The 12,993-nt window shown below is 62.6% G+C and carries 11 protein-coding genes; 9 read left to right on the forward strand and 2 right to left on the reverse strand.

The features are described 5' to 3' along the window. Window positions 1-63 precede the first annotated feature (63 nt). The 7 genes from cpaB (at window position 64) to NB311A_RS09650 (ending at window position 7,843) form a co-directional block, all read left to right on the forward strand. The gene (cpaB, locus tag NB311A_RS09620; RefSeq protein WP_009798341.1) at window positions 64-846 is read left to right on the forward strand and encodes a Flp pilus assembly protein CpaB; all 783 of its coding nucleotides are present in this window, start codon (window positions 64-66) and stop codon (window positions 844-846) included. A 15-nt stretch (window positions 847-861) separates the two neighbouring features. Next, entirely contained in the window at window positions 862-2,361 is a 1,500-nt protein-coding gene (locus NB311A_RS09625; RefSeq protein WP_207382371.1) for a type II and III secretion system protein family protein, read from the forward strand. Window positions 2,362-2,381: 20 nt separating this feature from the next. Further along, window positions 2,382-3,119 carry a CpaD family pilus assembly protein gene (locus tag NB311A_RS09630; protein ID WP_009798343.1) on the forward strand — a complete coding sequence of 246 codons (738 nt, stop codon included), beginning with the start codon at window positions 2,382-2,384 and terminating at the stop codon, window positions 3,117-3,119. Then, a complete protein-coding gene (locus tag NB311A_RS09635) occupies window positions 3,116-4,381 on the forward strand; it encodes an AAA family ATPase (RefSeq protein WP_040674689.1) in 1,266 nt (421 codons plus the stop codon). The genes NB311A_RS09630 and NB311A_RS09635 overlap by 4 nt, the downstream gene beginning before the upstream one ends. Window positions 4,382-4,453: 72 nt before the next feature. After that, entirely contained in the window at window positions 4,454-5,869 is a 1,416-nt protein-coding gene (locus tag NB311A_RS09640; RefSeq protein ID WP_050752098.1) for a CpaF family protein, read from the forward strand. Window positions 5,870-5,881: 12 nt separating this feature from the next. Beyond that, complete coding sequence (locus tag NB311A_RS09645) at window positions 5,882-6,856, forward strand: type II secretion system F family protein (protein WP_009798346.1); 975 nt, start codon at window positions 5,882-5,884, stop codon at window positions 6,854-6,856. Window positions 6,857-6,865: 9 nt separating this feature from the next. Next, window positions 6,866-7,843 carry a type II secretion system F family protein gene (locus NB311A_RS09650; protein ID WP_009798347.1) on the forward strand — a complete coding sequence of 326 codons (978 nt, stop codon included), beginning with the start codon at window positions 6,866-6,868 and terminating at the stop codon, window positions 7,841-7,843. 143 nt (window positions 7,844-7,986) lie between these two features. Here the strand turns inward: NB311A_RS09650 and NB311A_RS09655 are convergent, their stop codons facing one another. Continuing rightward, window positions 7,987-8,835, reverse strand: coding sequence for a tetratricopeptide repeat protein (locus NB311A_RS09655; RefSeq protein WP_040674693.1), 849 nt, complete (start codon window positions 8,833-8,835; stop codon window positions 7,987-7,989). Between the two features lie 275 nt (window positions 8,836-9,110). Between NB311A_RS09655 and NB311A_RS09660 the strand changes: the two genes are divergently transcribed. Both NB311A_RS09660 and NB311A_RS09665 read left to right on the forward strand, forming a co-directional pair. Beyond that, window positions 9,111-10,493 carry a M17 family metallopeptidase gene (locus tag NB311A_RS09660; RefSeq protein ID WP_009798349.1) on the forward strand — a complete coding sequence of 461 codons (1,383 nt, stop codon included), beginning with the start codon at window positions 9,111-9,113 and terminating at the stop codon, window positions 10,491-10,493. After that, window positions 10,486-11,328 carry a C40 family peptidase gene (locus NB311A_RS09665; RefSeq protein ID WP_009798350.1) on the forward strand — a complete coding sequence of 281 codons (843 nt, stop codon included), beginning with the start codon at window positions 10,486-10,488 and terminating at the stop codon, window positions 11,326-11,328. The genes NB311A_RS09660 and NB311A_RS09665 overlap by 8 nt, the downstream gene beginning before the upstream one ends. Before the next feature lie 25 nt (window positions 11,329-11,353). Here the strand turns inward: NB311A_RS09665 and NB311A_RS09670 are convergent, their stop codons facing one another. Further along, entirely contained in the window at window positions 11,354-12,985 is a 1,632-nt protein-coding gene (locus NB311A_RS09670) for an ABC transporter ATP-binding protein (protein ID WP_009798351.1), read from the reverse strand. Window positions 12,986-12,993 lie beyond the last annotated feature (8 nt).

The following is a 12,993-nucleotide window of genomic DNA, read 5'->3' on the forward strand; positions in this document are numbered from 1 at the left end:
ATAAATGTTCAACTCCCGTGACGGCGACGCAAGCGCCGCGCCGTAACGTGGAAATTCAAGCGCATGAACACCGCACGCATCGTCGTCCTGACCATCGCAGTCGGCGCGGGCGGCCTCGCCGCCTACCTCGCGAGCGGATCTGACAAGAAACCTCAAATCGCTCAGACGGTACAACTTCCGACTGTCGACGTCCTGGTTGCGAAATCCGACATTCAACTGGGCCAGACGGTCACCGCAAACGATGTGGCGTGGCAGACCTGGCCCGCGGATAGCGCCAGCAACAGCTTCATTCGCCGTGACCGACGTCCGGACGCCACCACGCAACTCGCGGGGTCGATCGCCCGCTCGCCCTTCATCGCCGGAGAGCCCATTCGCGAACCCAAGCTCGTCAGCGCAAAAGGATCCGGCTTCATGGCCGCGATCCTGCCCACCGGGATGCGCGCGATCTCGACCGAAATTTCCCCGGAGACGGGAGCCGGCGGCTTCATACTGCCCAATGACCGCGTTGACGTGATCCTCTCGAGGCGGGACAGAAACGCCGATCATCCGAGCGGAGATTCCGTGAACTCGGAAACCATTCTCAGCAATGTGCGCGTCCTCGCGGTCGATCAGACCATCGAGGAGAAGAATGGACAAAAAGTCGTGGTTGGCAGGACCGCGACGCTCGAATTGAAACCCGAACAGGCGGAGACGCTGGCGCGGTCGCGTCAGATGGGAACGCTATCGCTCGCGCTGCGCAGCCTCGCCGACGCCAATGCCCCGGAAAGCAACATCGATGATAGGAGGCGCGACAGTATCAGTGTCGTCCGTTACGGCGTTCCGACTCAGGTCACCGTGCAGAGGTAGTTAAGGACGCCCGTCATGGAATGGACAACAAAACCTACATCAGTGCGGGCCTTCGTGACACGGTCACTCGCCTTCGCGGCAGTGGGCGCATTCACGCTGAATCCCGCGCTGGCGCCGGTGTTCGCGAGCGATTACCGCGTGTCTGCTGCGACGACCGGCGCAAAGATGCATACACAATCTCTTTCGCTCGGCATCGGCAAGTCGGTTGTGGTGGACCTGCCACGCGATGTGAAGGACGTTCTGGTCGCCGACCCGAAAATCGCGAACGCCGTGGTGAGATCAGCGCAACGCGCTTACATCATCGGCGCGGCAGTCGGTCAAACCAACATCATCTTCTTTGACAGCAGCGGCCAGCAGATCTCGGCCTACGATATCGCGGTTACGCGCGATCTCAACGGCTTGCGCGCCGCGCTCAAGCAACTTCTGCCGAATGCCGCGATCAAGGTCGATGGTTTGGGTGACGGAGTCATGCTCTCGGGATGGGTGTCGAGCCCGATCGAGGCGCAACAGGCCGGGGATCTCGCCGCACGCCTCGCCGACGGCGTACAAAAAGTCGTCAACAATATCGCCGTGCGGGGCCGTGACCAGGTCATGCTCAAGGTCACGGTCGCAGAAGTCGCTCGCACCATCATCAAGCAGATGGGCATCGACCTCAGCGCCAATATGAACTACGGCACCGCGGTCGTGAACTTCAGCAATTCGAATCCGTTCACCGCTCTCGGCAGGCCGCTCGTAAGTGGAAACAACCTTAGCGGATCCGCCGGCCTGACCAACCTCCTGCCCGGGCAAGCCGGCTATCCCGGTGTGGTTCCGAGCGTGCAGGCCACGCTTCGCGCCATGGAAAGCGCAGGCGTGATCCGGACGCTCGCCGAGCCGAACCTCACGGCGATATCGGGGGAGTCGGCGACCTTCATCTCGGGAGGCGAGTTTCCCATTCCAGCCGGCTACTCATGCGATCCCGCCACCCGGGTCTGCCTGACGCAGATCAGATTCAAGAAGTTCGGCATCTCGCTGAATTTCACGCCGGTGGTGCTGACCGAGGGCCGGATCAGCCTGCGGGTAATGACAGAGGTCTCGGAGCTGTCGACCGAGAACGCGATGACGATAACGCAGACGATCGGCAACTCGCTCACGGTACCCTCAATAAGGACGCGGCGCGCGGAAACGACACTGGAGATTCCGTCCGGCGGCTCGATGGCCATGGCCGGTCTGATCCAGGAGCAGACCAAGCAAGCCATCAACGGCTTGCCCGGACTCACCCAGTTGCCGGTCCTCGGGGCGCTGTTCCGCAGCCGCGACTATGTCAACGGGCAGACCGAGCTGGTGGTCCTTGTAACGCCCTATGTGGTGCGCGCCGTCGCACAAAAGGATCTGTCGCGGCCCGATGACGGTTTCGCCGACGCATCCGATCCGCAGTCCGACCTCCTGGGCAGCATCAACCGCATCTACGGCGCGCCGGGTCGTGTCGAACCAGCGCGTCATTATCGCGGCACCTACGGCTTCATCACCGACTGAGGCGGGCAAGGAACGAAACGATGACATCCGTAGATTCCGCCGAACGCCGTAACCTGCGCGTGGCCGTCATCGTCGCCGGCCTCGCTGCCGCGCTGGGTGCCTGCACCCATACGGATCGGGTGAGCACAACCGCGAGCATTCCAAACGATTATCGTTTGCGGCATCCCATCGCGATCCAGGAGGCCGATCGGACCGTCAATATCTTCGTCGGCAACACACGAGGCGGCCTGACGGCCGCGCAGCGTGCGGATGTCATCGGACTTGCGAGCGTCTGGCTCCGCGAGGGCACCGGCGCCATCATCGCCGAGGTGCCGGCGGAAACCAGGAATGCCCGAGCGGCGGCAAGTTCATTCAAGGAAGTGCGTTCGCTGTTGACCGCAGCCGGCGTGCCACCGCGCGGGATCATCGTCCGGCACTACAACCCCGCCGATCCGCGCCTGTTCGCAACCATTCGCCTGACCTATCCGCGAATCGCCGCCGTGGCAGGCCCCTGCGGTGTCTGGCCGGACGACCTCGGTCCCTCGATCAAAAACAGGGGCTATCTCGACAACAAGCCTTACTGGAATTTCGGGTGCGCCACTCAGCGCAACCTCGCATCGATGATCGACAATCCATCGGACCTAGTCCAGCCGAGGCCCGAAACTCCGCCCTATACGGCTCGTCGCACCGAAGGTTTCGAAAAGTATCGTAAGGGCTTGACCACCACGACGGACTATCCCGAAGCCGAAAAAGCCAAACTCAGCGACACAGGCAAATGATCAGTCACGCTCGCCAGGACGCAGACTCGACCACATCCCCTTCGCCGGGGGCGGAGGATCATATTGCACCGGCGCCGCGTGTATCGGTGCAGGCATTTTGCGAGACCATGGACACGGCCACGGCCGTTCAAGCCGCCGGCGAGGATCGGCGGCTGGCCAAGGCTCACCTCAAGATCCAGATGGGCGGCATGGCCGCTGCCGTGGAGGCCTATCGCTCGGCGCCGACACCGAACGTCATCATTCTCGAAGCCGACGAGCGCGGCGACATCCTGGCAGCGCTCGACCACCTTGCAACCGTGTGCGACGCAGGCACGCGCGTTATCGTGATCGGCCGCGTCAACGACGTGACGCTGTATCGCGAATTGGTCAAGCGCGGCGTCAGCGACTACGTCATCGCGCCGGCGGCTCCCATCGACATCGTCCGCTCCGTTTGCGGCCTGTTTTCAGCCCCGGAAGCCAAAGCGGTCGGCCGGGTCATCGCAATTGCCGGCGCCAAGGGCGGCGTCGGCGCCTCAACGATCGCCCACAATGTCGCCTGGGCGATTGCACGCGATCTGGCGCTCGATTCCGTCGTCGCCGACCTCGATCTCGCTTTCGGTACCGCTGGGCTGGACTTTAATCAGGATCCACCTCAAGGAATCGCCGACGCCGTCTTTTCGCCGGACCGCATCGATACCGCCTTCGTCGATCGCCTGTTGTCGAAATGCACCGACCACCTGAGCCTGCTCGCCGCGCCAGCGACGCTGGACCGCATCTATGACTTCGGGGTGGAGGCATTCGATTCGACCCTCGATACGCTGCGCGCGACGATGCCCTGCATCGTTCTCGATATTCCGCATCAATGGTCGGGCTGGACCAGGCGAGCCCTGATCGGAGCGGATGATATCCTCATCGCCGCGACACCAGATCTCGCCAGCCTACGCAACACAAAGAACCTGTTCGACCTGCTCAAGGCGGCGCGGCCGAACGACCGGCCTCCGCTCTATTGCCTCAACCAGGTCGGCGTTCCGAAGCGGCCGGAGATCAGCGCCAATGAATTCGCCAAGGCCATTGAAAGCCAACCGATCGTCAGCGTCCCGTTCGACCCGCAGATGTTCGGATCGGCCGCGAACAACGGCCAGATGATCGCGGAAATCGCGCCGAACCATCGCATTGCCGAAATGTTTCTGCAGCTCGCTCAACGCCTGACCGGCCGCGGCGAAGCAAAGAAGCCGAGAAAATCGTTCCTGCCGCCATTCATCGAGAAGTTGCGGGCAAAGTAAGTCATTGCGTGGAGTACCGTCGTGTTTGGCAAGCGTAGCGGACCAGAGGACAGCACCCGGAAGCTGGCGGGCCTGACGGAGGTCGCACCGCCCACCTCGAATACGCAAACATCCACGGAAGTCGCTTCGCCCAAGGTCGCCTCACCGCCGCTCGCGCCAGCGCGACCGGCAACCCAGACGCCAGCGATCGATGCCCGCAGGTCCGACACCTATTATCAGGTCAAGGCGACCATTTTCGGTGCCCTGATCGAGGCCATCGATCTCGCTCAGCTCGCCAAGCTCGACGGCGAATCCGCGCGCGAGGAGATTCGCGATATCGTCAACGAGATCATCGCGATCAAGAATATCGTGATGTCGATCGCCGAGCAGGAAGAACTGCTCGACGACATCTGCAACGACGTTCTCGGTTATGGCCCGCTCGAGCCGCTGCTGTCGCGCGACGATATCGCGGACATCATGGTCAACGGCGCCGGCACGGTCTTCATCGAGGTCGCGGGCAAGATCCAGCGAACCGGAATCCGGTTTCGCGACAACCAGCAACTGCTGAACATCTGTCAGCGGATCGTCAGCCAGGTCGGACGGCGGGTCGATGAATCCTCGCCGATATGCGATGCGCGTCTCGCCGACGGATCGCGCGTCAATGCCATCGTCCCGCCGCTCGCGATCGACGGGCCTGCGCTGACGATCCGCAAATTCAAGAAGGACAAGCTGACCCTCGATCAACTGGTGAAGTTCGGCGCCATCACTCCGGAAGGCGGGACAATTCTTCAGATCATCGGCCGGTGCCGCGCCAATGTGCTGATCTCGGGCGGCACCGGTTCCGGCAAGACCACGCTGCTGAACTGCCTCACCAACTATATCGACCATGACGAGCGCATCATTACCTGCGAGGACGCGGCCGAGCTTCAATTGCAGCAACCGCACGTCGTACGGCTCGAAACCCGTCCGCCGAACATCGAAGGCGAGGGCCAGGTGACGATGCGCGACCTGGTCCGCAACTGCCTGCGCATGCGCCCCGAACGCATCATCGTCGGCGAGGTCCGCGGACCGGAGGCGTTCGACCTGCTGCAGGCCATGAACACCGGCCACGACGGCTCGATGGGCACGCTGCACGCGAACAATCCGCGCGAGGCGCTGTCGCGCTGCGAGTCCATGATCACAATGGGCGGCTTTGCGCTGCCTTCGCGTACGATCCGCGAGATGATCTGCGCTTCGATCGATATCATCATCCAGGCCGCACGCCTCCGCGACGGCTCGCGGCGCATCACTCACATTACCGAGTTGATGGGAATGGAGGGCGAAACCATCATCACCCAGGATATCTTCCTCTACGATCTGATTGGCGAGGACGCCAACGGCAATGTGATCGGGCGGCATCGTTCGACGGGAATCGGCCGGCCGCGGTTCTGGGAACGCGCACGGTACTATAACGAGGAGAAGCGACTTGCAGCCGCACTTGATGCGGCGGAAGTCAAGGTCGATATCTGAGGACGCACGCTCATGAACTTGCAGACCCTGGCATTGGGATTCATGGCTGCAACCGCGGTGGGCGGCGTCGCGTGGGTTTTCCTGTATCCGGCGCTGTCGGGGGAGATGAAGGCGGAGAAGCGCCGGGCCGCGTTCGCACGGACCACCCCCGCTATCCGACAAGTCGACAGAGCCCAGCGCTCGCGCCGCGAGCAGATCGAAGGTTCGTTGCGGGAAATCGAGCAACGCCAGAAACGCGACAGAAAACTCACCCTCAACCACCGCATCGCACAGGCGGGGTTGTCATGGTCGAAAGAGAAGTTTCTGATCGTTTCCGGCGTTCTCGCCATGATCTGCTTTTCCGTTCCCATGATCTTGGGAGCCGGGCCGCTTGCTGCGGCCGGCCTGGCATTCGCTGCGGGCTTCGGTGTGCCGCGTTGGCTGCTCGGATTCCTCAAGCAGCGCCGGGAAACCGCATTCCTGCGCGCCCTCCCCGACGCGGTGGACGTGATCGTCCGCGGCATCAAGGCCGGCTTGCCTCTCTTCGAATCCCTCAAGGTCGTTGTGGCCGATTCACCGGAGCCGTTGAAAAGCGAATTCGCCGCGATCATCGAGACCCAGGCCGTCGGCATGCCGCTCGGTGAGGCCTGTTCGCGTCTGTACGAGCGGATGCCTGTTCCCGAAGCGAACTTCTTCGGTATCGTGATCGCGATTCAGCAAAAATCCGGCGGCAACCTTTCTGAAGCTCTCGGCAACCTGTCCAAGGTGCTGCGGGACCGCAAGAAGATGGCAGAAAAAATCAAGGCGGTGTCGACGGAAGCCAAGGCGTCGGCCGCAATCATCGGCTCGCTACCGCCGATCGTCATGCTGCTGGTCTATCTATCCACGCCGGACTACATCGCGCTGCTGTGGACTCATCCTACCGGGCGGCTGATGCTGGCCGGCTCCGCGTTGTGGATGTCAGCCGGCATCCTCGTGATGAGGAAAATGATCAACTTCGACTTCTGACGGTGCAGCATGCTCGACATCCTGATCGAGAAATTTCACGATCCACAGTTTATGACGATGGTTCTTGCGGCGATTGCCGCCAGCGCGACCGTCTACACGTTGATAACGCCTTTTTTTGCGGCGGATGGTCTTACCAAGCGAATGAAGGCCGTCGCCAGCGAGAGGGAGCGCATTCGCCAGCGCGAGCGCGAGCGGCTCTCGAAATCCGAAAAGGTCTCTCTTCGGCAGGCGCCGAAGCAGTTTGTCTCGAAGATCGTGGAGGATCTCAATCTTGGAAAGTGGGTGGCACAGGAGGCCGCCCGCGAGAAGCTCGTCATGGCGGGATATCGCGGTCAGGCCCCTTACGTCACTTTCCTGTTCTTCCGCATGGTGACCCCGATCGTCATGCTGATTGGAGCGATCGCCTATGTTTTTCTGCTATCGCACACGCAGCAACCCACCCATGTCAAGATCGGCATCTGCATCGGTGCGACATTCTTCGGCCTGCAGGCGCCGATGCTGTTTCTGAAGAACGCCATTACGAAGCGCCAGCTCTCGATCAAACGGGCTTTTCCGGACGCGCTCGACCTGCTGCTGATCTGCCTTGAATCCGGCATGTCCATCGAAGTCGCCTTCCGCAAGGTCAGCACGGAGATCGGCAACCAGTCGGTCGCGCTGGCGGAGGAGTTTACTCTGACCACGGCGGAACTGTCATACCTTCAGGACCGCAAAATCGCCTATGAAAATCTGGCGAACCGCACCGGTGTGGAAGGTGTGAAATCCGTATGTCTCGCGCTCCAGCAGTCAGAGCGCTACGGCACCCCGCTCGCGCAAAGCCTTCGCGTGATGGCGCAGGAAAATCGTGACATGCGCATGACCGAAGCCGAGAAGAAGGCAGCCGCTCTGCCGCCCAAGCTGACGGTCCCGATGATCGTGTTCTTCCTGCCCGTTCTATTCGTGGTCATTCTCGGACCGACCGGAATCAAGATCGCCGCGCAAATGCACTGAGACTTGCAAATCGGCGGCTTATTGCGCTTTCGGGCAAGGCATGTCCTCAGGCTTGACCCGAGGATGGAGTCCGGGTTCGCGTGCAGAGAACGCGTCACATCAAAATCATCGAGCCTCGCTTCTGATTCCGTTGGAAGCGAAGTCTATGAGACCGATCCGTCCAGCCGCGGATGGCTTTCCGCCCGTGACCTGCGGGAGTCCTGACCGACAACGTCAGCCGCACCGGCCCGCACGCTGGCGCCGCGCCCGAGCATCTGCTTCAGATAGGCCACGTTCGCCGCGGCTTCGTCGACGGGCAGATCAGCCTTCACAATACCTTCAGCTTCGTCGAACCGCCCCTGCAATCCAACGACCAGCGCCAAATTCTGCCGGATCCGGCTATCAACCGGAGCACCGGCGTAAGCGCGACGCAACGTCTCCTCCGCTTTCGGCAGCTCCTTGGTCAGGATATAGGACATGCCGAGATTGGACAGCACCGAGGGCTCGTCGGGCCTGATCCTGAGCGCGCTCGCGTAATAGCGGCGCGCATCCTCGTGACGGCCGAGCTTGTCGAGCGTAGTCCCCTGGACGGAAAGAATCCGCCAGTCCGGATTTGCCGGTGTATGCGCCCGGCTGAGAACATCGAAGGCCTGTTGCGACTGCCCGTTATCAGCCAATGCCCGGCCCCAGCCGGCAAGCACCGCCTTGTTGCCCGGATTCAGGATCGCGGCGCGTTCCAGCACCGCAACCGCCTGCGCGCGCTGCCCGATGGCGCGCAATGCCTGTCCGTATTTCAACCCCGCCTCGGCATCCTTGGGATTGGCGCGAAACCGCTCGCCATAAACTTCGACGGCGCGATGAGGATCGGCTCCTGAATGCTTTTCGGCTCTGGCGCCGAGCGAGCCGGTGACATCGGACATGCCGGCGGTCTGGCAGCCCGCGAGGCCGGCCGCCAACATTGCCGTTATGGTTGTGGAGGCGAAAAGCCTTGCAAGACACGACTGCTGACGCATGGCACTTTTCACTCGCAATTGCTGGCCGATCGAAAGTCGGCGGCTTCAGCAATAGACTGTTAACCCTAACGTCTGGTTAACTACTCCGACGGGTACCGGCGCCGCTTCCGATTAAGCGCTCTCTCATTTGAGTCTTTCACTGCTTCACGAAAACGGTGAAAAACTCTAGCCTTTGATTCGATGCGTTTTCCGCACGCGAACCGGACTCCATCATCGGGTCAGACCCGAGGACATGCTTCGCTCGAAAGCGCTATAACGGACAGAGGTCACTCACCATGCATCCCGCGTTTGCGACCTCGTCAGCCGAGGAGGCTGTTCCGATCACCTTTGTCTCCAGGACAGCTTGGGAAGCGGCCAGCGCGATGCCCGACGGTCCTGCTCGCCGGTTTGCCGAGACGAGCGGCTTTCTGGCCAAGTCGGGGCAATATCTCGCGCTGCCTGCGGACAACGGCGACATCTCACACGTTCTCTTCGGACTTGGCGAGGAATCAGACCAAACGCGCGATCCGTTCCTCGCCGGAAAGCTGCCGGGGCTATTGCCGCCAGGAACCTTCCGTTTTGCCAATGCGCCGCACGATATCCATCTCGCAACGCTGGCGTTCGCGCTCGGCAACTATCGCTTCGATCGATACCGCAAGGCCGACGCACCCAAAGCGCGTCTGGTGCCGCCCGATGGCGTCGACATCGCGGCAATCTCGAGGACGGCCGAGGCGGTATCGCTTGCACGCGACCTGATCAATACGCCCGCCAACGACATGGGACCGGAGGAGCTTGCGGCCGCCGCCCAGAATCTCGCGCGGCGTTTCGATGCGGAATTCAGCTGCGTCGTCGGCGACGATCTAAGGCAACGGAATTTTCCGCTGATCCATGCGGTCGGCATGGCCTCGCCGCGCGCGCCGCGCCTGATCGATTTCACCTGGGGTGATCCCACCCATCCGAAGGTCACGCTGGTCGGTAAAGGCGTCTGCTTCGACACTGGCGGCGTCGATCTCAAAACGGCCAGCGGCATGCAGATCATGAAGAAGGACATGGGCGGCGCGGCCAATGTGCTGGCGCTGGCGCTGACGGTGATGGATGCGAAGCTGAAAGTGCGGTTGCGCGTGCTGATCCCGGCGGTCGAGAACGCCGTGGCCGGCAACGCGTTTCGGCCGCTCGACATCTTTCCGTCGCGCAAGGGCTTGAGCGTGGAGATCGGCAACACCGATGCCGAGGGCCGGCTGGTCCTCGCCGACGCGCTGGCGTTGGCGGACGAGGAGAAGCCCGATCTTCTGATCGATCTAGGGACCCTCACCGGCGCGGCGCGCGTGGCGCTGGGGCCGGATGTTCCGCCATTCTATACGGGCGACGAAAAGCTCGCGCTCGATGTCGCGCGCTGCGCACAGGCCGAAAACGATCCGCTGTGGCGGCTGCCGCTATGGCCTGCCTACGATAGATGGCTCGATTCCAAGGTCGCCGACATCAACAATGCGCCATCGGGCGGCTTTGCCGGCTCGATCGTTTGCGCGCTGTTCCTGCAACGCTTCGTCGCGGCGACGAAGAGCTGGCTTCATGTCGATATCTACGGCTGGACGCCGTCGGCCAAGCCGGCGCGGCCCGAGGGCGGCGAATGCCAGGCCGCGCGCGCCCTCTTCAGACTATTGAGCGAACGCTATGGATGATCCGCGCCTGACGCCGGCACGGCCGGAGATTGCCGCCCGCCACCTCGAAGGCAGGGTCAGGGCGAAGCGATTCGTTGACGGGGAGGAATGGGAGGTTGTCGAAGCGGTGGCGCCCCTGCAGCGCGAGCCTGCACCGGATGCGATGCTCCAGACCCAGGCGCTGCGCGGCGAGCGGGTCACGATCTACGACCACAGCGCTGAAGGCTGGGCCTGGGGCCAGTTGAACGACGACGGCTATGTGGGCTGGCTCCCGGACCGCGCGCTCGCCAAGCCTGGCGCGGCGCAGACGCACAAGGTCGTCACCTTGCGGACGTTTGCGTTTCCCGGACCGTCGATCAAGCTGCCGCCGACCGAGACGCTGTCGCTCGGCGTCCGGCTGACCGTCCAGCGCCATGACAGCGGCTTCGCCGTCACTGATGATCGTCTGTACATCCCCGCCAACCATGCCGCCCCGCTCGATCATGCCGCCGCCGATTTCGTCACGGTCGCCGAAATGTTTGTCGGAACGCCGTATCTGTGGGGCGGCAAGACCAGCCTCGGCATCGACTGTTCCGGCCTTGTGCAGATCGCGCTCAACGCATCCGGCATCGCTTGTCCGCGCGACAGCGACATGCAGGAAGCAGCGCTGGGCCGCACGCTGTCTCCGCAGGAGGCGCAACAGCCGCGGCGCGGTGATCTGATGTTCTGGAAAGGACACGTCGCCATCGTCCGGAACGCGACCACGCTGGTCCACGCCAACGCCTATCACATGGCGACGGCGATCGAAGGCATTCACGACGCGATCACCCGCATCAAGATGGCGGGAAACGACTTAACCAGCATAAAGCGGATGTAACAGCAGTTGTGTCCCGGACGAGGTCTCAGGCTTCCGCGCCGTTCGCGGTCTCCAGCCGGAAGGCCGCGGCGAACAGCGCGCGGGTGTAATCCGATTTCGGATTCTTGAACAACTCCGACGCCGGTCCTTCCTCGACCACCTTGCCCTGGCGCATCACGATGAGGTGGCTGGCAAGAGAGGCGACCACGCGCAAGTCGTGGGAAATGAACATGTAGGTCAGGTCGCGCTTGCGCTGCAACTCACGCAGGAGATCGACCATCTGCGCCTGAAACAGCATGTCGAGCGCGCTGGTCGGCTCGTCCAGGACGACGAAATTCGGCTCCAGCACCACGGCGCGCGCGATGCTGATACGCTGGCGCTGGCCGCCGGAGAATTCGTGCGGATAGCGGAAGCGCGTCGCCGGATCGAGCCCGACATCGGTCAGCGCCTTGACCACCCGGGTCTCTCGTTCCGCGTCGGATAGCTGTCTCTGATGCACGCTCAAGCCTTCAGCGACGATGTCGCCGACCGACATCCGCGGACTCAAGGCCCCGAACGGGTCCTGAAACACGATCTGCATGTCGCGGCGGAACGGCCGCATCTGCTTGAAACGCAGTCCCTGGATGTTCTTGCCGAGGAAAACGATCGGGCCATCCGAAGAGATCAGCCGCAGGAGCGCCAGCCCGAGCGTGGTCTTGCCCGATCCGGATTCGCCGACGACGCCGAGCGTCTCGCCCTTACGGACCTTCAGAGTCACGCCGTCCACCGCCTTGATGTAGCCAACCGCTTTGCGCAAGAGCCCGCGCCGGATCGGAAACCAGACCTTGAGCTCGTCGGCCGCGATCACGACGGGCGATTCCGGGCGCGGCGGCGCCGGGTCTGGCTTCGGCTCCGCGGCCAGCAGTTCGCGCGTATAGGGATGCCGCGGCGATTCAAAAACCTCCTCGACCGGTCCCTGCTCGACGATCTTGCCGCCGTTCATGACGCAAACGCGGTCGGCGATGCGGCGGACAATGCCGAGATCGTGCGTGATGAACAAAAGACTCATGCCGAGCCGGGCACGGATATCCGCCAACAGGGCCAGGATCTGCGCCTGCACCGTGACGTCGAGCGCGGTAGTCGGCTCGTCCGCGATGAGAAGATCGGGTTCGTTGGCGAGCGCCATCGCGATCATCACGCGCTGGCGCTGACCGCCCGATAACTGGTGCGGATAGCTGGCAAGGCGGGTTTCCGGCTCGGGAATACCGACCTGCGTCAGCAATTCCAGCGTCCGCTGCCGCGCCGCCGCGCCGCGAACCCCGCCGTGGAGCAGTAATATCTCGCCGATCTGCGCTTCGATGGTGTGCAGCGGATTGAGCGAGGTCATCGGCTCCTGGAAAATGATCGAGATGTCATTGCCGCGAATGCTCCTGATGTCGCGCTCGGCTAGGCTCAGCAACTCGCGCCCCTTGAAGCGGACGTTGCCGCTAGGGTGCGATGCGGCCGGATAGGGCAACAGCTTCAGAATCGAGAGTGCGCTGACGGATTTCCCGGAACCGGATTCGCCGACCAGCGCCACACACTCGCCACGCTTGATGTCGAACGAAATGCGATCGACGGCGACCGACTGTCCGCTGCCATGATGAAACGCAACGGACAGGTCGCGAACGTCGAGCAGCGGCTGATTGATGGCGTCCATCCGGGATC

It is taken from the genome of Nitrobacter sp. Nb-311A (assembly GCF_000152905.1).
GTDB lineage: Bacteria > Pseudomonadota > Alphaproteobacteria > Rhizobiales > Xanthobacteraceae > Nitrobacter.

Excerpts from the sequence above, each read along its gene's own strand:
- NB311A_RS09645 (WP_009798346.1), top strand. The coding sequence starts at position 5,882 with ATGAACTTGCAGACCCTGGCATTGGGATTCATGGCTGCAACCGCGGTG.
- NB311A_RS09635 (WP_040674689.1), top strand. The coding sequence starts at position 3,116 with ATGATCAGTCACGCTCGCCAGGACGCAGACTCGACCACATCCCCTTCG.
- NB311A_RS09660 (WP_009798349.1), top strand. The coding sequence starts at position 9,111 with ATGCATCCCGCGTTTGCGACCTCGTCAGCCGAGGAGGCTGTTCCGATC.
- NB311A_RS09670 (WP_009798351.1), bottom strand. The coding sequence starts at position 12,985 with ATGGACGCCATCAATCAGCCGCTGCTCGACGTTCGCGACCTGTCCGTT.
- NB311A_RS09655 (WP_040674693.1), bottom strand. The coding sequence starts at position 8,835 with ATGCGTCAGCAGTCGTGTCTTGCAAGGCTTTTCGCCTCCACAACCATA.
- NB311A_RS09665 (WP_009798350.1), top strand. The coding sequence starts at position 10,486 with ATGGATGATCCGCGCCTGACGCCGGCACGGCCGGAGATTGCCGCCCGC.
- NB311A_RS09650 (WP_009798347.1), top strand. The coding sequence starts at position 6,866 with ATGCTCGACATCCTGATCGAGAAATTTCACGATCCACAGTTTATGACG.
- NB311A_RS09625 (WP_207382371.1), top strand. The coding sequence starts at position 862 with ATGGAATGGACAACAAAACCTACATCAGTGCGGGCCTTCGTGACACGG.
- NB311A_RS09630 (WP_009798343.1), top strand. The coding sequence starts at position 2,382 with ATGACATCCGTAGATTCCGCCGAACGCCGTAACCTGCGCGTGGCCGTC.
- cpaB (WP_009798341.1), top strand. The coding sequence starts at position 64 with ATGAACACCGCACGCATCGTCGTCCTGACCATCGCAGTCGGCGCGGGC.